The sequence below is a fragment of the Oryzihumus sp. JJN4-3R genome (genome assembly GCF_057747915.1).
Genome location: NZ_CM173229.1, coordinates 2,712,659 through 2,734,184, shown reverse-complemented (window position 1 = coordinate 2,734,184; position 21,526 = coordinate 2,712,659). Strand labels below are relative to the sequence as shown.

The 21,526-nt window shown below is 73.7% G+C and carries 21 protein-coding genes; 9 read left to right on the top strand and 12 right to left on the bottom strand.

The genetic code is table 11. The features are described from left to right. Position 1 precedes the first annotated feature (1 nt). Both AC3ANM_RS13025 and AC3ANM_RS13020 read right to left on the bottom strand, forming a co-directional pair. A complete protein-coding gene (locus AC3ANM_RS13025) occupies positions 2–460 on the bottom strand; it encodes a nuclear transport factor 2 family protein (protein WP_488284842.1) in 459 nt (152 codons plus the stop codon). A 175-nt stretch (positions 461–635) separates the two neighbouring features. Beyond that, complete coding sequence (locus tag AC3ANM_RS13020) at positions 636–2,027, bottom strand: CoA transferase (RefSeq protein WP_488284841.1); 1,392 nt, start codon at positions 2,025–2,027, stop codon at positions 636–638. Between the two features lie 98 nt (positions 2,028–2,125). On the opposite strand from AC3ANM_RS13020, the gene AC3ANM_RS13015 reads away from it, so the two are divergent. Further along, complete coding sequence (locus AC3ANM_RS13015) at positions 2,126–2,449, top strand: hypothetical protein (RefSeq protein ID WP_488284840.1); 324 nt, start codon at positions 2,126–2,128, stop codon at positions 2,447–2,449. Positions 2,450–2,503: 54 nt separating this feature from the next. Here AC3ANM_RS13015 and AC3ANM_RS13010 read toward each other — a convergent pair whose 3' ends face one another. The 3 genes from AC3ANM_RS13010 to AC3ANM_RS13000 are packed head-to-tail and all read right to left on the bottom strand — an operon-like array spanning position 2,504 to position 5,512. Next, entirely contained in the window at positions 2,504–3,382 is an 879-nt protein-coding gene (locus AC3ANM_RS13010; protein ID WP_488284839.1) for an ABC transporter permease, read from the bottom strand. Further along, positions 3,369–4,364, bottom strand: coding sequence for an ABC transporter ATP-binding protein (locus AC3ANM_RS13005; RefSeq protein WP_488284838.1), 996 nt, complete (start codon positions 4,362–4,364; stop codon positions 3,369–3,371). Before AC3ANM_RS13005 ends, AC3ANM_RS13010 begins: the two co-directional genes overlap by 14 nt. After that, entirely contained in the window at positions 4,361–5,512 is a 1,152-nt protein-coding gene (locus AC3ANM_RS13000) for a LolA family protein (RefSeq protein ID WP_488284837.1), read from the bottom strand. The genes AC3ANM_RS13005 and AC3ANM_RS13000 overlap by 4 nt, the downstream gene beginning before the upstream one ends. Positions 5,513–5,627: 115 nt before the next feature. On the opposite strand from AC3ANM_RS13000, the gene AC3ANM_RS12995 reads away from it, so the two are divergent. The 4 genes from AC3ANM_RS12995 to AC3ANM_RS12980 all read left to right on the top strand — a co-directional run bounded on the left by AC3ANM_RS12995 (position 5,628) and on the right by AC3ANM_RS12980 (position 9,370). After that, a complete protein-coding gene (locus AC3ANM_RS12995) occupies positions 5,628–6,284 on the top strand; it encodes a response regulator transcription factor (protein ID WP_488284836.1) in 657 nt (218 codons plus the stop codon). After that, a complete protein-coding gene (locus AC3ANM_RS12990) occupies positions 6,281–7,657 on the top strand; it encodes a sensor histidine kinase (RefSeq protein ID WP_488284835.1) in 1,377 nt (458 codons plus the stop codon). The genes AC3ANM_RS12995 and AC3ANM_RS12990 overlap by 4 nt, the downstream gene beginning before the upstream one ends. Positions 7,658–7,685: 28 nt before the next feature. Beyond that, positions 7,686–8,486 carry a hypothetical protein gene (locus AC3ANM_RS12985; protein ID WP_488284834.1) on the top strand — a complete coding sequence of 267 codons (801 nt, stop codon included), beginning with the start codon at positions 7,686–7,688 and terminating at the stop codon, positions 8,484–8,486. 149 nt (positions 8,487–8,635) lie between these two features. Continuing rightward, on the top strand, positions 8,636–9,370 hold the full coding sequence (locus tag AC3ANM_RS12980; RefSeq protein WP_488284833.1) for a hypothetical protein: 735 nt from the start codon (positions 8,636–8,638) through the stop codon (positions 9,368–9,370). Positions 9,371–9,488: 118 nt separating this feature from the next. Here AC3ANM_RS12980 and AC3ANM_RS12975 read toward each other — a convergent pair whose 3' ends face one another. Both AC3ANM_RS12975 and AC3ANM_RS12970 read right to left on the bottom strand, forming a co-directional pair. After that, positions 9,489–10,562 (bottom strand): aspartate-semialdehyde dehydrogenase, encoded by a 1,074-nt coding sequence (locus AC3ANM_RS12975; protein ID WP_488284832.1) that lies wholly within the window; start codon positions 10,560–10,562, stop codon positions 9,489–9,491. Beyond that, positions 10,559–11,827 carry an aspartate kinase gene (locus AC3ANM_RS12970; RefSeq protein ID WP_488284831.1) on the bottom strand — a complete coding sequence of 423 codons (1,269 nt, stop codon included), beginning with the start codon at positions 11,825–11,827 and terminating at the stop codon, positions 10,559–10,561. The genes AC3ANM_RS12975 and AC3ANM_RS12970 overlap by 4 nt, the downstream gene beginning before the upstream one ends. A gap of 205 nt (positions 11,828–12,032) precedes the next feature. Here AC3ANM_RS12970 and AC3ANM_RS12965 point away from each other — a divergent pair, with 205 nt between their 5' ends. Both AC3ANM_RS12965 and AC3ANM_RS12960 read left to right on the top strand, forming a co-directional pair. Then, complete coding sequence (locus AC3ANM_RS12965) at positions 12,033–12,956, top strand: ABC transporter ATP-binding protein (RefSeq protein ID WP_488284830.1); 924 nt, start codon at positions 12,033–12,035, stop codon at positions 12,954–12,956. Further along, positions 12,953–14,059, top strand: coding sequence for an ABC transporter permease (locus AC3ANM_RS12960; protein ID WP_488284829.1), 1,107 nt, complete (start codon positions 12,953–12,955; stop codon positions 14,057–14,059). The genes AC3ANM_RS12965 and AC3ANM_RS12960 overlap by 4 nt, the downstream gene beginning before the upstream one ends. Positions 14,060–14,148: 89 nt before the next feature. Here AC3ANM_RS12960 and AC3ANM_RS12955 read toward each other — a convergent pair whose 3' ends face one another. The 5 genes from AC3ANM_RS12955 to AC3ANM_RS12935 form a co-directional block, all read right to left on the bottom strand. After that, on the bottom strand, positions 14,149–14,703 hold the full coding sequence (locus AC3ANM_RS12955) for a DUF5063 domain-containing protein (RefSeq protein ID WP_488284828.1): 555 nt from the start codon (positions 14,701–14,703) through the stop codon (positions 14,149–14,151). Then, positions 14,696–15,295, bottom strand: coding sequence for a recombination mediator RecR (recR, locus tag AC3ANM_RS12950; protein ID WP_488284827.1), 600 nt, complete (start codon positions 15,293–15,295; stop codon positions 14,696–14,698). Before recR ends, AC3ANM_RS12955 begins: the two co-directional genes overlap by 8 nt. A gap of 88 nt (positions 15,296–15,383) precedes the next feature. After that, entirely contained in the window at positions 15,384–16,058 is a 675-nt protein-coding gene (locus AC3ANM_RS12945; protein ID WP_488284826.1) for a lysophospholipid acyltransferase family protein, read from the bottom strand. A gap of 54 nt (positions 16,059–16,112) precedes the next feature. After that, positions 16,113–18,530, bottom strand: a complete 2,418-nt coding sequence (locus AC3ANM_RS12940) for a DNA polymerase III subunit gamma and tau (RefSeq protein WP_488284825.1) — start codon at positions 18,528–18,530, stop codon at positions 16,113–16,115. 9 nt (positions 18,531–18,539) lie between these two features. Then, positions 18,540–19,388 carry a FadR/GntR family transcriptional regulator gene (locus AC3ANM_RS12935; RefSeq protein ID WP_488284824.1) on the bottom strand — a complete coding sequence of 283 codons (849 nt, stop codon included), beginning with the start codon at positions 19,386–19,388 and terminating at the stop codon, positions 18,540–18,542. A gap of 109 nt (positions 19,389–19,497) precedes the next feature. On the opposite strand from AC3ANM_RS12935, the gene AC3ANM_RS12930 reads away from it, so the two are divergent. Both AC3ANM_RS12930 and AC3ANM_RS12925 read left to right on the top strand, forming a co-directional pair. Then, entirely contained in the window at positions 19,498–20,031 is a 534-nt protein-coding gene (locus AC3ANM_RS12930) for a gluconokinase (protein ID WP_488284823.1), read from the top strand. Between the two features lie 30 nt (positions 20,032–20,061). Beyond that, positions 20,062–21,498 carry a GntT/GntP/DsdX family permease gene (locus tag AC3ANM_RS12925; RefSeq protein WP_488284822.1) on the top strand — a complete coding sequence of 479 codons (1,437 nt, stop codon included), beginning with the start codon at positions 20,062–20,064 and terminating at the stop codon, positions 21,496–21,498. The last annotated feature ends 28 nt before the right edge of the window (positions 21,499–21,526 follow it).

Here is a 21,526-nt window from a genome sequence, read left to right as displayed (position 1 = left end):
CTCAGGCAGGCGAGGTCTGGGTGGGGACCTGCGGGGAGACCTGCTTGCGCAGGGGAAGCGCCACGTCGACGTCCTGCGGGGGCGTGCCCAGCGAGGCGTGCCACTGCACGACGCGCCACCGCCCGTCGCCCTCGAGGCGGACGACGCCGGTGAAGCGGCCCATGACCCAGGCGTCGCTGCCGGCGCCGAGCAGCGGACGGTCCTCGAACCAGCAGACGTCGCCGTGCCGGTGGACCCGGAGCAGGTCGCTCGCCTGGACGTCCAGGCCGAGCCCCCCGGCGAACCGCGCGGCGAAGCCGGCGCTGGCCTCCGCGTGGCCCTCCCAGAGGATGGCGTCGTTGACACCGATGACGACGGACACGTCCCTGGACAGCAGCTCGCTGATCAGGTCGGCATCACCGCGGCGCATCGCGTCGTACATCGCGCCGACGAGCTCGGTGACCTCGTGCTCATGACCCATGACAACCTCCGTGACGAAGCCGTCCCACCCCTGGACTCCGTTGGGCTCAGAGCGCGAACGTAACACCGGCCGCGACCGTCGCTCAGGCGATTGGCCGGCTCTCACAGGTCAGGCACAGGTGTGCGACCTCACGGTCAGCCGGGGCGCGTGGCGTAGGCGCCCGGCGCCCTCGAGGTCACCAGACCGGCTCGGCGGCGGCGTAGTCGCCGACCCGGTGCGGCCACGACAGCGCCCGCCCGTCGACGGTGCCGGCCGGGGCGATGACGTCGAGCTGCCCGGCGACGGACTCCACCGGGCGCAGCCACGCGGCGACGTCCTCGACGTCCGCAGGCAGCGTCGGCTCGGGGTCGGGCCGGGGCTGACCGAGCAACCAGGCGGCGGTCCGCTCCAGGGCGAGGTCACGGACCTGCGTGCCGCCCTCGACGGCCTGCGCCATCAGCGCCTCGCAGACGGCGGCGACCGCGAGGTAGCCCGTGCCGTGGTCGAGCAGCTGGCACGGCATGGCCCCGGGCGCATCGTCGCGCGCCTCGACCCAGGAGATGCCGGTCGCCGCCTGGACGATCGAGTCGAAGCCCCGGCGTCGGCCCCACGGTCCCACCGGGCCCCATGCGGACAGGCCGACGACGACGAGCCCCGGGTGGCGCTCGGCCAGCTGCTCGGCGGTGAGCCCGAACGCCGCGAGCGCTCCGGGGCGGTAGCCGTGGACCAGCACGCCGGCCTCGTCGAGCAGCGCGTGGAGCCGGTCGAGGCCCTCACGGGTGCGGGCATCGAGGACGGCGCTGCGCTTGCCCAGCAGCGTGTCCCACGTGTCCTCCGGCTCCGGCCGGTGCGGCGGGTCCAGCCGCAGCACGTCCGCGCCCAGCGCGCCCAGGTAACGCGTGCAGATCGGCCCCGCGATGACCCGGGTCAGGTCGAGCACGCGCAGCCCGCTCGCCGGTCGGTCACCGGCGGCCCGCACCCGGGGCGCTGCCCCCGGCAGGCTGGTGCGCTCGACGAGGCCACGTCCGGCGACGGCGACCGCCTGCGGGTGCTCGCGCCACTGCTGCTCGGTGCGCACGACGGCGGCGATGCCGCCGGCCCCGACGATGCGGGCCTCGGCCTCCTCGCCCGCCAGCTCCTGTATCGCGCGCCCCACCGTCGCGGGCTCGTCGCCGGCTCCCAGCGCGCCCACCAGGGCGTCCCGGTGCCAGGCGTAGTTGGCATGGGTGCGCAGCCAGCCGTCGGCGGTGCGCCAGAAGCGGGACAGCGGGGCGAAGGAGCCCGACGAGGCAGGCCGCCCGCCGAGACGCACGTAGCGCTCGCTGCGGACCGCGGCCGCGACATGGCCGGCGTCGAGCTCGATCCCGTGGGCGAGCGGGCCGCCGCGCTGGTGGTGCAGCTCCAGCGCCGCGAGCAGGGCGGTCGAGACCGTCGCCAACGCTGCCTCGCGGACCGGCAGCCGGGACGGGAGCCCCTCCGGCCGATCGGCGACATGCACACTGATCGGCGGAATCGCCGCTGGCACAACGCTTTCGGCGTGGACCGCCTCCCAGAGGCTGCGGGTCATGCTGCGTCGCAGAGTCGTCACGGGGTCCGATCATGCATGATCGGCGCCCCGGACGTCAGGGGGACCTTCGGACCGGGTCGGGATGGTGCCGATCGGCTGTGCTGGCAGCGGAGGTCACCATGAAGGCACTCATCCCCCGGCGCCGCGGCCGCGCCGTCGTCATGGCGCTGGCCCTGGTCGCCGGCACCCTCGTGCTCGCCTCCTGCGCGGCGACTGCCAACCCTGCCGCGAGCTCCGGGAACCCCCACGCCGCCGGGTTCTGGCTCGGCCTGTGGCAGGGCATCATCGTCCCGATCGCCTTCATCGTCTCGCTGTTCAACCACCACGTCGGGATCTACGAGGTGCACAACAACGGGGCCTGGTACGACTTCGGCTACGTCCTGGGCATCGGCGTCGGCGCCTCGATCGGCGGCGCGACCGGCCGGGCCAGCCGCCGCTCCTGAGCACCACCATCGCCGCCAACATCGCGTCGTGACGAGCCGACCGACCGGCAGGGATCAGCTGGTGACGTCCTTGCCCGCGAACCGGGCCCAGGCCGCGAGCCAGAACACCACGGCATACCCGGGGGCGATGGCCAGGCCGCGCAGCGGGCCGTCCCAGGAGATCGGGTCGCGCAGGAAGTCTCCGAACGACATCCACCAGTGCGTGATCAGCCACGGGTGCAGCCAGCCCAGCTGCGGGATGGTGTCGAGGATGAAGCTCGCGACGTTGAGGATGACGACCGCGACGGCCGCCCCGATCGGCTGCTCGGTCAACGTCGAGATGAACAGCCCGACCGCACCGAGCGAGGCGAAGCCGGCGGCGAGGTAGAGCGTGGCCAGCAGCACCCGCACCAGCGCGGCGCCGAAGCCGATCTGCGTGCCGGACAGCAAGGTCATCGGGCCACCGCCGAAGAGCGCCAGGCCGATGACCACGCCGACGAGGCTGACCCACAGCGTGGCGACCACGGCGAAGATGACGATCGCGGCGTACTTCACCGCCAGCAGCCGGGTCCGCTCCACCGGGATGGTCAGCAGGTATCGCAGGGTGCCGACGTTGGCCTCGCCTGCGACGGCGTCGGCGGAGATCATCGCGATCGCCAGCGGCAGGAACAGGCCCAGCTCGATGCCGAGCGCGGCGAGGGCGACGAACAGGCCGTTGCCGGTGATCGCGGAGAGGAAGTCCGGGCCGCGACTGTCGCCGCGGGGCGTGGAGACCTTGACCGCGATGGCCAGCAGCAGCGGGACCGAGGCCAGCACCGCCATGCCGGCCTGGTTGCGCCGGCGGCCGAAGATCAGGTGCAGCTCGGAGCGCAGGAACCGCAGCGAGGCCCCCCGTCGCGGCCGGGCGACGGTGGCACCGCCGAGTGACGTGACGGCCTGCTCAGCCACTGACATCGAAGCCCTCCCCCGTGAGCGAGACGAACAGGTCCTCGAGGCTGGTCGCCTCGACGACGAAACCGCGCACCGGAACCCCGGCGCGCACGAGCTCGGTGACGACCCGCTCGGGCGCCACCGAGCCGATGACCCCACGGGCGTGCCCGTGGTCGACGCCCACCTCGGTCAGGCCCAGCCCGCGCAGCACGGCAGCGGCCTCCTCGACGTGGTCGGTGTCGACCCGGGCCCGGGCCTGGGTGCCTCCCCGTACCTCGGTCACCGTGCCCTGGGCGACGAGGCGCCCGACATGCATGACCCCGATGTGGCTGCACATCTGCTCGACCTCCGAGAGCAGGTGGCTGGAGACGAGCACCGTCGCTCCCTCCTCCGCCAGGGAGGCCACCAGCGACCGGACCTCGCGGGTCCCTTGCGGGTCCAGGCCGTTGGTGGGCTCGTCGAGCACCAGCAGCTCGCGCGGGGCCAGCAACGCGCCGGCGATGGCCAGGCGCTGCCGCATGCCCAGCGAGTAGGCGCGGTAGCGCTTGGAGGCGGCGGGCAGCAGGCCCACGCGGTCCAGGGCGGCGTCGATGCGGGCCGTCGCGGTCGCCGGGTCGGCGCAGCGGTCGGCGGCGTCGAGGCGGGCGAGGTTGGCGCGGCCGGACAGGTAGGGGTGGAACGCCGGCCCCTCCACCAGCGAGCCGACCCGGGGCAGCACGTCGGCGGCCCGGGCCGGCATCGGCTGGCCGAGCACCTCGTGCCGGCCCGAGGTGGGCTGGATCAGGCCGAGCAGCATCCGGATCGTCGTCGTCTTGCCCGACCCGTTGGGCCCGAGGAAGCCGTAGACCGCACCACGCGGCACCAGCAGGTCGATGCCGTCGACGGCGGTCTGGTGGTGGAACCGCTTCGTCAGGCCCTGGGTGCGGATCGCGGCGTCGAGGCCCGGGGCGACACCGCCCCGGGCCTCGGCACCTGTCGCGGGGGTCGCGACGGCGAGGTCACTCACTTCGCCGCCAGCGCGGCATACAGGGTCTGCGGGGTGACCGCCCCGACGGCGACGCGGCCGTCGTCGGTGAGCACCACGGAGAACAGCTTGCCGGCGAGCACGTGGCCCGATCCCCACGGCCCGGAGGCCTTGGGCAGGGCGCCGAGCAGCGCGCCGAGCTGGGCCGAGCCGGAGCCGGACGAGCCGGACCCGTTGGCCGTGCCCTTGTCGGAGCCACCGCTCAGCGCGTTGGCGGGGAGCTTGGCGACGACGACGGTGGTCCAGCCGGTGCCGACGACCTTGGGCCGGTTGGCGGTGGAGCCGTTGGTGGCCCCCGGCTTGGAGGCGGGCTTCTGGCCGTCGAGAGGGCCGGCCTGGGTCACCTTGGCGCCGGGCGGCGGGTTGAAGGCGAACTGCGTGGCGTCGGGCCGGGAGAAGTCGACCGCAGTGAAGCCGACCTCGAACGCCGGGTCCGGGCTGCCCTTGGCGAACACCTGCACCCGCAGCGGCACGTGCTTGACGCCGTCGACCGCGATGCGCACCTGGGAGACCAGCGAGCGGGAGTCCTTGGGCGCGAGCACCAGCTCGTAGGCGGAGCGGCCGGCGACGGTGGCGGTGCCGCTCGTGGTGACCGTGGTGGTCGGGTCGAGCGCGGCGAGCGCCTGGTTGGCGGCCTCCTGCGGGGTCTTCGGCAGGTTCGCCGCGTCGGGCGCCTTGTGGCCCGAGGCCATGTCCTTGCTCAGCGTGCGGTGCGTGGCCGTGTTGTCGCGGCTGGACCAGGTCCACAGGTCGGTGCCGTTGGCGATCACGTCGGACTCACCGAGCTCCCCGAGCAGCGCGATGCGCGCCTTGTCGGGCCCGGCGTACCAGACGCGCAGCGTGTGCGTGCCGGAGACGAGCGAGGTGAGGTCGGAGCTGCCCTGCCCGCCGGTGCCGGGCAGGCTCGGGAGGCCGAGGTCGGCGCGCTGCACGACGGTGCCGGAGAGCCCGTCGAGCCGGGCCTTCTGCACGTCGACGAGCAGCTGGGCGGCGGTGCGCGGCGGCAGGCCGGAGCCTGCGCTGGCGCTGGTGGAGATCGTGCTGACCAGTGCGCCGCCCCCGACGAACGTCACGGCGGCCACCCCTGGCACGGCCCAGCGCAGGGCGGGCCTCTGGCTGAAGATGCTCATGGGCACATCGTGGCGGCGGGGCGCTGTGAGGCACCTGAGAAGCGGCGCGGCCGGGACTCGCGGCGGCTGCCGGGAAGCGGCGCGGCCGGCCGGGCCGCATGACAGGCTGTATGCCGTGCGACTGCTCGTGGTGGAGGACGAGGTCCGGCTGGCCACTGCCCTGCGCCGGGGGCTGACGGCCGAGGGCTTCGTCGTGGAGGTGGCGCACACCGGCCCGGCGGGCCTGGAGGCCGCCCGCCACGGCGACTTCGACGCCGTCGTGCTCGACATCATGCTGCCCGGCAAGTCCGGCTACGACGTGGTGAGAACCCTTCGGGCAGAAGGCAACTGGGTCCCGGTGCTGATGCTCACCGCCAAGGACGGGGAGTACGACGAGGCCGACGCCCTCGACTACGGCGCCGACGACTACCTCACCAAGCCGTTCTCCTACGTCGTGCTGCTGGCCCGCCTGCGGGCGCTGCTGCGCCGGGAGGTCAAGGCGCGCCCGGCCGTCCTGGCCGTCGGGCCGCTGCGCCTCGACCCGGCGACGCGGGAGGTGACCGTGCGCGACACCCCGGTCCAGCTGACGCTGCGCGAGTTCACGCTGCTGGAGTACCTCATGCGCCACCCCGACCGGGTGGTGAGCAAGACCGAGCTGCTCGACCACGTCTGGGACTCGGGGGACCTGACCGACCCCAACGTCGTGGAGGTCTACGTCGGCTACCTGCGGCGCAAGATCGGCCGGGAGTCGCTGCAGACGGTGCGCGGCGCGGGCTACCGCCTGGCGTCATGAGGCTGCGGCTGCTCAGCCCGCGACAGGTCAGCCTGCGGCGGATGAGCCTGCGGGCCCGGCTGCTGGTCATCGGCGTGGCCGGCCTGGCGCTGGCCCTCGCCCTCGGCAGCGCCGCCCTCTATGGCGTCCTCGTCGTGACGGTGAACCACACCATCGACGCCGAGGTGCGGGGCAGCGCCGCCGACGTCGTGGCCCTGGTCGACCGGGGGCGGCTGCCCAGCCCGATCCCGGTCTCCGGGGCGCAGGTGGTGCAGGTCGTCGACAGGTCCGGCCGCGTCATCAGCGCGTCGGTCAACGCCGACCGGCTCACCCCGCTGCTCCGGCCCGCCGAGCTGGCGCGCGCCGCCGCGGGCGAGTCGGTGGAGGTTCCCGGCGCCCGTGCGGGCATGAGCGGCCCGCTGCGGGTCGTCGGCTCGCGGGCCGGGCCGGCCACCGCCCCGGTGACCGTGCTCGTCGCCCTCCAGGTCGGCGACGTCGCGGAGAGCCAACGCGTGCTGCTGCGGCTGCTGGTGGCGACCTATCCGCTGCTCCTGGCGGTGCTCGCGGCGATCGCGTGGCGGGTCATCGGCTCGGCCCTGCGCCCGGTCGAGGAGCTGCGCTCCGGCGCCGAGCGGATCAGCGGCACCGGCCGCGACGAGCGCCTGCCGGTCCCGGCCTCCGCCGACGAGGTGCACGCCCTGGCGGTGACCCTCAACGGGATGCTCGACCGCCTCGCCGCCGCCCGCGAGCGCCAGCGCGGCTTCGTCGCCGACGCCGCCCACGAGCTGCGCAGCCCGCTCGCGTCGATGCGCACCCAGCTCGAGGTCGCCCAGCGCCTCGGCGAGGGCGGCGACCTGCCGGCCGAGCTGCTCCTCGACGTCGCCCGGCTCACCCGGCTCGTGGAGGACCTGCTGCTGCTGGCCCGCTCCGACGCCGCCCAGACGCCACCCGAGCGCCAGGTCCTCGACGCAACAACGCTGCTCACCGACATCGCCCACCGGTATGCCGGGTCGCGGGTCCCGGTGACGGTCACCCCTGCGGTGGGTGGGCTGGAGGTGCGGGCCGACCCGGACGAGCTGGGCCGGGCCCTGACCAACCTGGTCGACAACGCCGTCCGCCACGCCGGCACGCGGGTTCAGCTGGCGGCGGAGCGCTCGGCCGACGGGGTGGTCCTGAGCGTGGTGGATGACGGCCCCGGCATCCCGGCAGCGTTGCGGGAGAACGTCTTTGAGCGGTTCACCCGGCTCGACGACGCCCGCGACCGGGACGCCGGCGGCACCGGCCTCGGCCTCGCCATCGCCCGGGAGCTGGTGCGCCGGGCCGGCGGGACGATCCGGCTCACGGACGCCGACCCGGCGCCGGGCCTGCGCGCCGAGGTGGGCCTCCCCCGCTGAGGCGAGGGGCACGGCATACGATCCGCGCATGGATGGGGGGACGGCCGGGCCGGCCGGGACGACGACGTACCCGACGGCGCGGGTGGTGGTGAGGGTCCTCGCGGGGCTGCTGCTGCTCGGCTGGGCAGCGACGTTGGGGCTGACGCTCTGGACCCAGCCGCGGGAGAGCACGCCGCAGCAGCTGCGCGCCGACGTCACGGCCGGGCGGGTGACGGGCTACCGGGTCGTCTACGGCCTGAACCACCGGAAGGGCCCGTGGAACCTCACCGCGACCGGGTTCGACACCGCCCCTGCCGGTCCCGGGATCGCCTGGTCGCTGCACGACGGGCGCACCCGCTGGGCGAGCGTCACCGGCGCGCCGATCGACCTCGACGCTCAGCCGCCGCAGGACACCACCACCCTGAACCCGGACGGCACCGAGGTCCCGCCGAAGCCGGCCCCGGCGGTGGCGGCGCTGGTCACCGCGCTCGAGGAGGCCGGGGCCACCCGGCAGCCGGGCGGGCTGCTGCCGTGGGAGGACCGCCTGCAGGTGGCGGTCTCGGTCATCGGCCTGACGGCGCTGGTCCTGCTGCTGGCCGGCCCACCTCCCCAGCGCGGGAGCAAGTGGTTCTGGTTCTGGATCTCCACCGCGATCTCGGGAGTCGGCATCGCGGCGTGGGTGGTGCTCGAGCACCTGCACCCGCCGAAGCCCCGGGTCCCGGTGCTGGGGCCGCCGTTTCCCCGTCGCGAGGTGTGGTTCAGGGCAGACGGTCGCCTGACCGGCCTCACCGGTTTCGTCCTCAGCCTCGGGGCGGGCGCGGCGATGAGCTTCGTCCTGAGCTTCCTGTAACCCACCGAACGCACGAGATCCGTCGAACCGCGACCCGTCAGGGCCGGATTCGACGGAACTGGTGCGTTCGGTCGAGGAGGCGGGGTCGGACGGGAAGGGGCGCACCCGTTTCACCGTGAAGGGGCGGCGTCCGCGCATACGATCCGCGCATGACGGGGGAGACGACGATGGGGGCCGAGCCGCTCCTCGAGCGGACGTCGGCGGTGGCGCGGTGGCGGAGGGCGGTCGCCGTCGTGCTGCTCGCCGGATGGGCGGCGTTCGTGGCCCTGCACCTCTGGACCCTGCCGCGGGAGAGCAGCGAGGCGCAGCTGCGCGCCGACATCGCCGCGGGCCGGGTCGACGGCTACCTGCAGGTCTACGCCCTCGCGGGGATGGAGGAGGTCTGGGGCCTGCGCCGGATGGGCTTCAACACCTCCGACCAGGGTGAGGGCCTGGCCTGGGACCTGGGCGACGGGCGGACGCGCTACACGTCGTTCGGTGCCACCGTCGGCGAGGGGTCACCGCCGCCGCACGTCACCGACGACGGCAACGCACCGACCACCGTGATGCTGCAGCCGACCACCGACCTGATCGCCGCGATGCGCGCCCACGGGGCGACGGAGGGCCTGCGCAACTGGGAGCTCGTGCCGGTGCTCGGCGTGCTGGTCGCGGTGCTCGGCCTCGTCGGGCTGCTGTTCGGGCCACGCCCACAGCGCGGGACGAAGTGGTTCTGGTTCTGGATCCTGGGCATCAACGGGGGCTTCGGCCTGGTCGCCTGGTTGCTGGCCGAGCAGCTGTGGCCACCGGGAACCCCACCGGTCAGGCGGCAGCGCGGCGTCCTCGGGCTCGTCATCGCCGTGGCGTCATCGTTCGCCCTGAGCGTGCTCAGCCTGGGCAGCATCTAGCGCCATCGGCTTCCTCCGCCACCTTCTGACACCGGACGCACCAAACGGCCCGAACCACCGCCCTGAGGCGGCCGATTTGGGCCGTTTGGTGCGTCCGGTCGAGGAGGGGGACCGGGCCTCAGCCGGCGGTGAGCTCGGCGGCGACCAGCTCGGCGATCTGCGCGGTGTTGAGCGCCGCGCCCTTGCGCAGGTTGTCGCCGCAGACGAACAGGTCGATGGTGTTCGGGAAGTCCAGCGCCTGGCGGATGCGCCCCACCCACGTCGGGTCGGTGCCCACGACGTCGGCCGGGGTCGGCCACTCGCCCGCCTCGGGGTCGTCGAGCACGACGACGCTGGGCGCCTCGATGAGGGCCTGGCGGGCCTGGTCGACGGTGAGCGCCTTGTCGAAGACGGCGTGCACCGCGAGGGAGTGCGTCGTGACGACCGGCACCCGCACGCAGGTCGCGGAGACCTTCAGGTCGGGGATGCCCAGGATCTTGCGGGACTCGTTGCGGACCTTGAGCTCCTCCGAGCTCCAGCCGTCGTCCTTGAGCGAGCCCGCCCACGGCACGACGTTGAGCGCCAGCGGCGCGGGGAACGGGCTGTCCTCGCCGAGCTTGTCGGCGATGGCGGCGCGCACGTCGCCGGTGTGCTGGCCCACCTCGCGGTGACCGGCGACGACCTCGAGCTCGTCGTAGAGCCGGTCGACGCCGGGCTGCCCGGCACCGGAGGCCGCTTGGTAGGAGGAGACGACGAGCTCCTTGAGCTCCCAGCCGGCGTGGAGCGCACCGAGGGCGTCCATCATCGTCAGCGTCGTGCAGTTGGGGTTGCTGATGATTCCCTTGGGCCGGTTGCGGACCTGGGCGGGGTTGACCTCGGGGACGACCAGCGGCACCTCGGGGTCCATCCGGAACGCACCGGAGTTGTCGACGGCCACGGCGCCGCGCTCGACCGCGATCGGCGCCCACTGCGCCGACACCTCGTCGGGCACGTCGAACATCGCGACGTCGACGCCGTCGAACACCTCGGGGGTGAGCTCCTGGACGACGATGTCCTCGCCGCGGACCCGCAGGACCTTGCCGGCCGAGCGGGCCGAGGCGACGAGGCGGATCTCGCCCCAGACGTCCTCTCGCTGGGACAGGATCTGCAGCATCACCGTGCCGACGGCACCGGTGGCGCCGACGACGGCCAGAGTGGGCTTGCGGGTGTTCATCGTCCGGTACCTCCGTAGACCACGGCCTCACCCTCGGCGGTGTCGAGGCCGAACGCCGTGTGCACGGCGCGCACGGCATCGTCGAGCTGGTCGTCGCGGGTGACGACCGAGATGCGGATCTCCGAGGTGGAGATCATCTCGATGTTGACGCCGGAGTCGGCGAGCGCCTGGAAGAACGTGGCGGACACACCGGGGTGGGAGCGCATGCCGGCCCCCACGAGCGAGAGCTTGCCGATGTGGTCGTCGTACTGCAGCGAGGCGAAGCCGACCGACTCCTGCACCTGCTTGAGCGCGGAGATGCCGACCTGGCCGTCGGTCTTGGGCAGCGTGAAGGAGATGTCGGTCAGACCGGTCTCCACCGCGGAGACGTTCTGCACGATCATGTCGATGTTGATGCCGGCCTTGGCGCACGCCTGGAAGATCTCGGCGGCCTTGCCCGGGTGGTCCGGCACCCCGACGACGGTGATCTTGGCCTCGCTGCGGTCGTGCGCGACGCCGGCGATGATCGGGGCTTCCACGGACTCTCCTTCTTCTGGGTCCACGATCCACGTGCCCTCCCGGTAGGAGAACGAGGACCGGACGTGGATCGGCATGCCGAACCTGCGGGCGTACTCCACGCAGCGCAGGTGCAGGATCTTGGAGCCCGACGCCGCCATCTCCAGCATCTCCTCGTTGGAGAGCCGGTGGATCTTGCGGGCGGTGGGCACGATGCGCGGGTCGGCGGTGAAGACGCCGTCGACGTCGCTGTAGATCTCGCAGACGTCGGCCTCGAGCGCGGCCGCGAGCGCGACGGCGGTCGTGTCGGAGCCGCCGCGGCCCAGCGTGGTGATGTCCTTGCTGTCCTGGCTGACGCCCTGGAAGCCCGCCACGATCGCCACGTGGCCCTCGGCGAGGGCGTCGCGGATCCGACCCGGGGTGACATCGATGATGCGCGCCTTGCCGTGGCTGCTGTCGGTGATGACGCCGGCCTGGGAGCCGGTGAAGGAGCGCGCCTCGTGGCCGAGGTTGGCGATCGCCATGGCGACGAGGGCCATCGAGATGCGCTCACCCGCGGTCAGGAGCATGTCCATCTCACGGCCGGGCGGCAGCGGGCTGACCTCCTCGGCGAGGTCGAGCAGCTCGTCGGTGGTGTCACCCATCGCGGACACCACGACGCAGACCTCGTTGCCGGCGCGGCGGGTCTCGACGATCCGCCGCGCGACGCGCTTGATGCTCTCGGCATCGGCCAGGGACGAACCGCCGTACTTCTGGACGATCAAGCTCAAGGAATGCTCCGGTTGGTCGCTCTGGCGGAAGGGCCAGTTTATCCGTCCCGTGTCCTGGACCACCCGGTGGCCGGATGCCGAGACTGCCCGGTATGCCGGGTGGACGGGTCCTCCGCCCACCTGACCGCCACGCGGGAAAGCCTGCGGCGAGCACGCCCCGGCGCCCGATAACGTTCGGCGACACCGGTGACCGGAGGGGTGGCAGATGGCGGGCGGGATCGAGGTCCAGGGGGTGCGTCGCGCCTTCGGGTCGGTGCAGGCGGTCGAGCACATCGACCTGGTGGCGGCGCCCGGCGAGGTGACCGCGCTGATCGGGCCCAACGGTGCCGGCAAGACCACCCTGCTGCTCATGCTGGCGACCCTGCTCGTGCCGGACGCCGGGACGATCCGCATCGCCGGGCTGGACCCGGTGGCCTCGCCCCGGGAGGTCCGCCGGGTGATGGGCTGGATGCCGGACGGGTTCGGCACGTGGGACGCCCTCACGGTCCGCGAGGTGCTGGAGACCGTCGCCGCGGCCTACGGCATCGACCGCGCCGCGGCACGGACCCGCGTCCGGGAGGTGCTCGAGCTGGTGCACCTGGCCGACCTGGCCGAGCGCCCCGCGCGGGTGCTCTCCCGCGGGCAGAAGCAGCGGCTCGGCCTGGCCCGCGCGCTCGTGCACCGCCCCGGCGTCCTGCTGCTGGACGAGCCCGCCTCCGGGCTGGACCCGCGCAGCCGGATCGAGCTGCGCGACATCCTGCGCGACCTCGCCGGGCAGGGCGCGACCGTGCTGGTCTCCAGCCACATCCTCACCGAGCTGCAGGAGGTTGCCGACCGCGCCGTCATCGTCGCCGGCGGCCGCAGCATCGCCGTCGAGGACGTCGACGGCGAGGGCGACAGCACCGGCGCTCCCCCGCGCCGCTGGCGGGTCACCGCCCTCGACCCAGGGGCGCTGGTCGCGGCCCTGCAGCGCCAGCAGGTGACGCACCGGCCGGCCACGGACGGGGTGGAGGTCGAGGTCGCCGGCGAGGCCGCGGCGGCCGGGCTGCTGGCCGCACTGGTGAGGGACGGCATACCGGTCGTGTCCTTCGCCCCCACCCACGGCAGCCTCGAGAGCGCCTACCTGGCAGTGACGGAGGAGCGGCGATGAGCGCCCAGGGGATCAGGACCGTCGCGTCGCTGGAGCTGCGGCAGCGCGTGCGCACGTCGCGCTGGCCGATCGTCATGGCGTTGTGGGTGCTGCTGATCGGGCTGGTCTCGGCGCTGACCTGGTATGCCGTCCACGACCTGCCGCGCGACCGGGGCAGCACGCTCTACGACGTCGTGCTGTTCTTCGTCCTCGGCCTCGGCCTGCTGGTCGTCCCGTCGCTGACGGCGACGTCGGTCAACGGCGACCGGGAGCACGGGGTGCTGGCGACGCTGCAGACGACGCTGCTCACCCCGGCCGACATCGTGCTGGGCAAGCTCGTCGCCGCGCTGGTCATGGCGCTGGCGTTCCTCGTGGCCGCCGGGCCGTTCCTCGTGTGGGCGTGGATCGCCGGGGGCGTGCCCATCGGCCGGCTGCTGCTCGCCGTCCTCGTCATGGTGGTGGTGCTGGGCGTGGTGTGCGGGCTGGGGCTGCTGTTCTCCAGCCTCACCGCGCGGACCGTGACGTCGGTGGTGCTGACCTACCTCACCGTCGCGGCGCTGGTGTTCGGCACGCTCATCGCCTTCGCCCTGTCCATCCCGATGGTGTCGACGGTGGAGTCGGTGCGCTACCGCGGGGTGCCCGAGAGCGCCCTGGCCGTCAAGGTCGACCCGCAGGGCAACCCCGTCCAGCCGCAGGAGCCGACCGCCGCGGACTGCGTGGTGGGGCACCGCAACGAGCGCGTCTTCCACAGCGAGCGGACCTGGTGGCTGCTGGCGCTGAACCCGTTCGTGGTCGTCGCCGACGCAGCCCCGGTGCGCAAGCCGATGACGGCCATGGGCTTCGAGCCGCTGCAGCAGATCAGCGACGGCGCGCGGATGGCCCGGCTGGGGCCCGTGCCGGCGTCGACGGTGCGCAACGAGTGCTGGCCGGAGTTCCAGCAGAGCGGGCAGAACCCGGACGACCCCAGCAACGCCGTCCAGCGGGCCCGGCTGGCAGCGGTGCACCCGGTGTGGCCGTGGGGCTTCGCCTTCCTGCTCGCCGTCGGGGCGGGCGCGACGGTGCTCGGGGTGCGCCGGCTGCGCACGCCGGTCCGCCGTCTCCCGCGCGGCACCCGCATCGCCTGACCCCGGACGCGCACAACGGGCACGGGGCCGACAGCGGTATGCCGTGCGGCTGGGACCCAGCCACACGGCATACGGCGTGGTGCCTGGACTCAGGGGTGGAGCGCGTCGAACTCCGCGTCGGCGACGACCTCGTCGTCGGCGTCGAGGCGGACGTGGCGCAGCACCGCCTGGAGCAGCCGGAGCGCGCGGCAGGCGCTGTCGCCCCAGGAGGACAGGTAGCTGAACTGCCACCACCACAGCGCCTCGGTGACCCGGCCGGCCTCGAGGTGCTGCAGGCCGTGGGCCAGGGCGGATGCGACCTCGGCCAGGTCGTCGCTCAGCGAGCCGGTGGCGACCTCGATGCCGAGCAGCGGGTCGACCACGTGGGCGTAGGCGTCGAGCCCCTCGAAGAGGTTGGCCAGCCCCTGCCGGAGCGGGTCGACGTCGGCCTCGGGACCCGGGTCGGCCTCGAACCGCTCCTCGGGCACCACGTCGGTGATGGCGCCGAGCCGTGCTCCCGCCACCAGCACCTGGGAGACCGCGAGCAGCAGCACGGGGATCGCGGTGTCGGGCGACGCACCCGAGGCCACCTCGGTGACCGTCGAGAGGTAGCCGCGCGCCTCGCGCGCCGTCTCCTCGCTCAGCATGGTCAGCTCGTCAGACATCCAGCAGCCTCCTGCCCTCAAACGCACGCCCCAGCGTGACTTCGTCGGCGTACTCCAGGTCGCCACCGACCGGCAGGCCCGAGGCGAGCCGGGTGACCCTGAGCCCCATCGGGCGCAGCAGGCGGGCGAGGTAGGTCGCCGTGGCCTCGCCCTCGAGGTTGGGGTCGGTGGCGATGATGATCTCGGTGACCTCGTCGCTGGCCAGGCGGGTCAGCAGCTCCTTGATCCGCAGGTCGTCCGGGCCGACGCCCTCGATCGGGCTGATGGCGCCGCCGAGCACGTGGTAGCGCCCCCGGAACTCGCGGGTGCGCTCGATCGCGACGACGTCCTTGGGCTCCTCGACCACGCAGATCAGCGCGGGGTCGCGGCGCTGGTCGGCGCAGATGCGGCACTGCTCGGCCTGGGCGACGTTGCCGCAGGTGACGCAGAAGCGCACCTTGGCCTTGACCTCGGTCAGGGCGCTGACCAGCCGGCTGACGTCGGCCGGGTCGGCCGTGAGCAGGTGGAAGGCGATGCGCTGCGCGCTCTTGGGGCCCACGCCGGGCAGCCGGCCGAGCTCGTCGATCAGGTCCTGGACCACGCCTTCGTACACACCGTGAGCCTATGCCTTCCACGTGACAGTGGGGTCACGGACACCCGGGCCGGACGGCGGAGCCGCTCGGCCTCCGGAAGGTGGCAGGTCAGGCGGGTGGGGTGGCCGGGCGCTCGTTGTAGACGCCGGCGAGCTCCTGACCGGACAGGGCGTGGATCGCGGCCATGATCTCGTCGGTCACCTCGCGGCGGGCCCGCCCCTGGGGCACGCCGGCGTAGCGGTCGGCGAAGTGGAGCGGCTCACCGAAGCGCACCGTCACCCGCACCGGACGGGGCAGCCGCGAACCGACCGGCTGGAGGCGCTGGGTGTCCTCCAGCGCCACCGGCACGACCGGCACGCCGGCGGTCAGCGCCAGCCACGCGACCCCGGTGCGCCCGCGGTAGAGCCGGCCGTCGCGGGACCGGGTGCCCTCGGGGTAGATGCCGAACGCCTCGCCCCGCTTGAGGACCTCGAGCGCGGCGTCAAGAGAGTCCTGCGCCGCCCGGTGGTCGTCGCGCTTGACCGGGATCATGCCCAGCGACGTGAACCACAGCCGGCTCAGCGCGCCGCGGATCCCGGTGCCGGTGAAGTACTCGGCCTTGGCGAGGAACACCACCTTGCGCGGGGCGGTCAGCGGGATGACCACGCTGTCGATGAAGGACAGGTGGTTGCTCGCGAGGATCACCGCGCCATGACGCGGCACGTTGTCACGCCCCTCCACGCGCGGTCGGTAGATGGCACGGGCCAACGGCACGAGCACGAACCGGCTCACCGGGTAGAGCATGCAACCTCTTCTCGTCGCGGCACGCAGCCGTCGACACGGACCTGAGGCAGCAGGCTACTGGTCGAACTCCCCGATCACCGTGCCGCCGAGCACGCTCTGGATCACCGGCAGCCCGACCCCGCCCACGTCGAGGATGTCCTCGTCGTCAGTGGGGTCCACGCTGTCGTCGGCCGGCTCGACCACGGCGGTCTGCCGGGTGCCCGCCTCGCGCGCCACGGCCTGGCGCGCGCGCTGCATGGGGCTCAGTGCCGTCTCCGGCGCGTCCTGCGGGTCGGGCGGGGCGGAGCCACCGGCGGCCGACGGCACGCTCGCCCAGTCCGGTGGCGGGGCGCTGGTGTCCCAGCCACCGTCACCGTCGCGGGATCGGTCGGAGCCTTCGCCCCAGCCGTCGCCGGGGCGGCCACCGCGGCGGCCCGCGGTGTCCTCGCCGGCGCCGGAGACGCCCGGCGAGGCGGAGCGGTCGGGACCGCCCTGGGCGGCCGCCGGGGGCGGTGTGCTGGCGGGCTCGTCCCAGCCGCCATTTCGCCCACCCGACGGGTTGTCGTCCGACGCGGCGGGAGCGGTCGTCGCCGGGGCCTGCGCCGGGGCACCGCCGCCGGAGGCCGGGGCGCCGGAACCTTCGGGGGTCGGGATGCCCTCGACGACGGCGTCGACCCCGAGCACCTCGATGAGGGCCTGGCGGACCAGCTCGGCGTGCTGGCCGCGGCGGAAGGTGTTGGCCAGGCCGATCGTGGAGATGCCGAGCAGCAGCCGCTGGCCGTCGTAGTCGAGCACCTGCGCGTGCTCGGACAGGAACGTCCACGTGGACCGCTTGATCGAGAAGATCTTGGCCAGCACGTCGGGCCAGGCGCGCCGGATCGCGTCGGTGTCGATGCCCCCCGGAACCGGCATCGAGGCGACCGGCGTCGCGGCGGGCGGCTCGGTGGGCTCGGGCTCGGTGGGCTCGGGCGGGGCCGCCTGCTGCGGCTGGGGCCGGGACTCGGTGCGGGGCTGGTGCTCAGGCTCGTCCGGACGCCGTTGCTCGGGCGCGGTCGTGCGCTGAGGCTCATCCGCGGTTCGGGAGTCGTCGTTGCCCCGATGGGCCGGCTCGGCTGCCGCTGAAGACGCAGCAGGCTCGCGCACGGGCTCGGCCGGCTGCTCCGCCGGTGACGGCTCCGGCGCTGCCGCCGGCTCGGGGCGCGCAGCCGACGGCGCGGGAGCGGAAGGGGCCGGAGAGGCCGGGGCAGGGGCCGCCGAGGCAGCCGGCGACGGCGCGGGCCGGCTGAACTGCACCGGCGGCGCGGCGGGCGCCGACCCGGCGGGCGCACCGGTGCCGAGCTCGAGGCGACGCTCGAGGCGGTCCAGGCGCGCGGCATACCCGCTCTCGCCGGAGGCGCCGGGGAGCAGGACCCGCGCGCAGATCAGCTCGAGCTGGAGCCGCGGCGCGGTGGCGCCGCTCATCTCGGTCAGGCCGGCGTTGACGATGTCGGCGGCGCGGGAGAGCGCGCCGCTGCCGAACGCCGCGGCCTGCTGGCGCATCCGCTCGAGCTGGTCCTCGGGCAGGCCGCGCAGCACGGCCGAGCCGCCGTCGGGCACGGCCGCGACGACGATGAGGTCGCGCAGCCGCTCGAGCAGGTCCTCGACGAAGCGCCGCGGGTCGTGGCCGGTCTCGATGACCTTGTCGACCTGGCGGAAGACCGAGGCGGCGTCACGGGCGGCGAGGCCGTCGATCGTCGCGTCGAGCAGCTCGCCCTCGGTGAAGCCGAGCAGCGCCGCGGCGCCCTCGTAGGTCAGGCCCTCCGACCCGGACCCGGCGATGAGCTGGTCGAGCACCGACAGGGAGTCACGCACCGAGCCGCCGCCGGCGCGCACGACGAAGGACAGCACGCCCGGCGCGACGGCCACGCCCTCGGACTCGCAGAGCTGGCCGAGGTAGTCGGCCAGCACCTGCGGGGGGACCAGGCGGAACGGGTAGTGGTGGGTGCGGGAGCGGATCGTGCCGATGACCTTCTCGGGCTCGGTCGTCGCGAAGACGAACTTCACGTGCTCCGGCGGCTCCTCGACGATCTTGAGCAGGGCGTTGAAGCCCTGCGGCGTCACCATGTGCGCCTCGTCGATGATGTAGATCTTGTAGCGGCTCTGGGCCGGGCCGTAGGAGGCACGCTCCCGCAGGTCACGGGCGTCGTCGACACCACCGTGGCTGGCGGCGTCGATCTCGATGACGTCGACCGAGCCGGAGCCGCCGCGGGCCAGCGCCACGCACGAGTGGCAGGTGCCGCACGGGATGGGCGTGGGTCCCTGCTCGCAGTTGAGGCAGCGGGCCAGGATGCGGGCGCTCGTGGTCTTGCCACAGCCACGCGGGCCGCTGAACAGGTAGGCGTGGTTGACCCGCCCGGTGCGCAGCGCCTGCATGAGGGGCTCGGTCACGTGCTCCTGGCCGATGACGTCGGCGAAGGACTCGGGCCGGTAGCGGCGGTACAGGGCGGTGGACACGAGGGAACCCTAACGGCGACCGGCGACATCCGGGCCCGCGTCCCCAGACCTGCGCCGGGCCCCGGTGGCCGTCGTGCGCGTCTGCGACCCCGTGGCCGGACGGGCACCAGGGCTCGCCCCAGGACGCGATCGGGCCCCGCGGCCGGCCGCCGGAGCCTCCGGCTCGGCGGCCATGGCCTCCATCGCCTCGATCGCCTCCTGCACGATCCCCCGCATGGCCGTCTCGGCCCGGGCGGCGTCGCCCGCCTGGATGCCGTCGGCGACCTCGGCGTGCAGCCGGATCGCCTCGGGCTCGGGGTGCGGGGGCATCAGGTGGTGGTGGGTGCGGCCGGCGAGGACCTCTGCCACGACCTGGGTGAGCCCGGCGAACATCTCGTTGCCCGAGCCCTGCAGCACCGCCTGGTGGAACGCGATGTCGTGCCGCAGGTAGGTCTCGAGGTCGCCCTTGCGCGCCGAGACCGACATGCCGATCACGGCCGCCGTGAGCATCCCGCAGTGCTCCGGCGTCGCGTTGCGGGCGGCCAGGGCGGCCGCCACGGGCTCGACCGCCGAGCGCAGCTGGCTCAGCGAGGACAGCTGCTCCATGCGGTCGGCGCCGGCCAGACGCCAGCGGATCATCCGGGGGTCGAAGAGGTTCCAGTCCTCGCGCGGGCGGACCGTCACCCCGACCCGGCGGCGGCTGGTCACCACGTGCATCGACTCGAGGACCTTGACCACCTCGCGCACGACCGTGCGCGAGACGCCGTAGCGCGCCTCGAGCTGCTCGAGGCGCAGCACCTCGCCCGGAGCCGGCTCCCCGGCGACGATGGCCGGGCCGAGACGTGAGAGGACCCGCTCGTGCAGGCCCGGCGTCGACATGGGCTCACTCTAGTCGGAGATTGATCATATCAATTTCCGGTTAACTCTTGATTTCGTGACACCAACACCCGACAGTGGTCCGAAGCCACCAACCCCGGGAGCAGCACGCATGACCCTCACCCCGCCCTCCGCACCGCACCCCCTCGCGGTGGTCATGGGCGTCTCCGGCTCCGGCAAGACCACGGTCGGCCGCGAGCTCGCCACCCGGCTCGGGGTCCCCTACGCCGACGCCGACGAGTTCCACCCGCCGGCCAACATCGCCAAGATGTCGGCCGGCATCCCGCTCGACGACACCGACCGCGCCCCGTGGCTCGCCGCGATCGCCGGCTGGCTCGCCGAGCACCGCGGCACCGGTGCCGTCGTCAGCTGCTCGGCCCTCAAGCGCCGGTATCGCGACATCCTCCGCGCGCCCGTCGGCCACCTCCCCTTCCTGCACCTGCACGGCTCCCCCGAGGTCGTCGAGCAGCGGGTCGCCCAGCGGCCGGGCCACTTCATGCCCGCCTCGCTGGTCGCGTCCCAGTTCGCCGACCTCGAGCCGCTCCAGGCCGATGAGGAGGGGATGGTCGCCGACCTCGCCGAGCCCGTCCCCGCCGTCGTGGCGACCTTCACGGCATACCTGTCGGACCACCCGGTCCCGGCCTGACCCACCCATCCCTTCCACCCAGGAGTAGACGTGAGCACCACCGCCCTCGTCGCCGCGGCGGCCCCGGCCGTCAGCGACCCGCGGCTGATCGCAGCCGCGCTGATCGGCATCGCGCTGATCGTGCTGCTGATCACCAAGGTCAAGCTGCACCCCTTCCTCAGCCTGACCCTCGGCGCCATCGCCGTCGGCGCCATCGCCGGCCTGCCGCTGGCCGACACCCTCGACAGCTACGGCAAGGGCGTCGGCGCCACCGTCGCCAGCGTCGGCACGCTGATCGCGCTCGGCGCGGTGCTCGGACGGCTGCTGGCCGACTCCGGCGGCGCCGACCAGATCGTCGACACCATCGTCGGCCGGGCCAGCGCGCGGGCGCTGCCGTGGGCGATGGCACTCGTCGGGGCGCTGATCGGGCTGCCGATGTTCTTCGAGATCGGCCTCGTCCTGCTGATCCCGGTGATCCTGCTGGTGTCCCGGCGCTCCGGGCTGCCGCTCATGCGCGTGGGCATCCCCGCGCTGGCCGGCCTGTCGGTGATGCACGGCCTCGTGCCGCCGCACCCCGGCCCGCTGGTCGCGGTCGCCGCCCTCAAGGCCGACCTCGGCATCACCCTCGGCCTGGGCGTCCTCATCGCGATCCCGACGGTCATCATCGCCGGTCCGCTCTTCTCCCGGTATGCCGCGCGCTGGGTCCCGGTCCAGGCTCCCGACCTGTTCGTGTCGCGCTCGGAGGCCTCGGCGTCCGGCACCGGCCACCGCGTCAGCGACGGCCCCGGCACGCTGGCCGCGGAGGCGGCGACGGCCACGCGTCGGCCGAGCTTCGGCGCGACCCTCTTCACCGTGCTGCTGCCGGTCGTGCTCATGCTGGGCAAGGCGCTCGTGGACATCTTCCTGCCCAAGGGCGACGCGACCCGCACGGTGCTCGACTTCTTCGGCACCCCGCTGGTCGCCCTGCTGCTGGCCGTCCTCGTCGCCATGGTGACCCTGGGTCGTGGGGCCGGGCTGTCCCGCGCGCAGATCGCCACATCGGTGGAGCAGTCGTTCCCGCCGATCGCCGGCATCCTGCTCATCGTCGCCGCCGGTGGTGGCTTCAAGCAGGTGCTGGTGGACACCGGCATCGGCGACATCATCGCCAAGGCCGTCGCCGGCAACGGCGCCTCGCCGCTGCTGCTCGCCTGGGTCGTCGCGGTGCTGATCCGCCTCGCGACCGGCTCGGCCACCGTCGCCACGATCACCGCCTCGGGCATCCTCGCCCCGGTGGCGGCCGGCCTGTCGCCGACGCACACGTCGTTGCTGGTGCTGGCGATCGGCGCCGGGTCGCTGTTCTTCAGCCACGTCAACGACGCCGGCTTCTGGCTGGTGAAGGAGTACTTCAAGGTCGACGTCGTGCAGAACCTCAAGACGTGGTCGGTGATGGAGACGCTCATCTCCGTCGTCGGGATCGTCCTGGTCCTGCTGCTGGGCCTCGTCATCTGAGTCCCCGACGCTCTGTCGCGACCCCGGG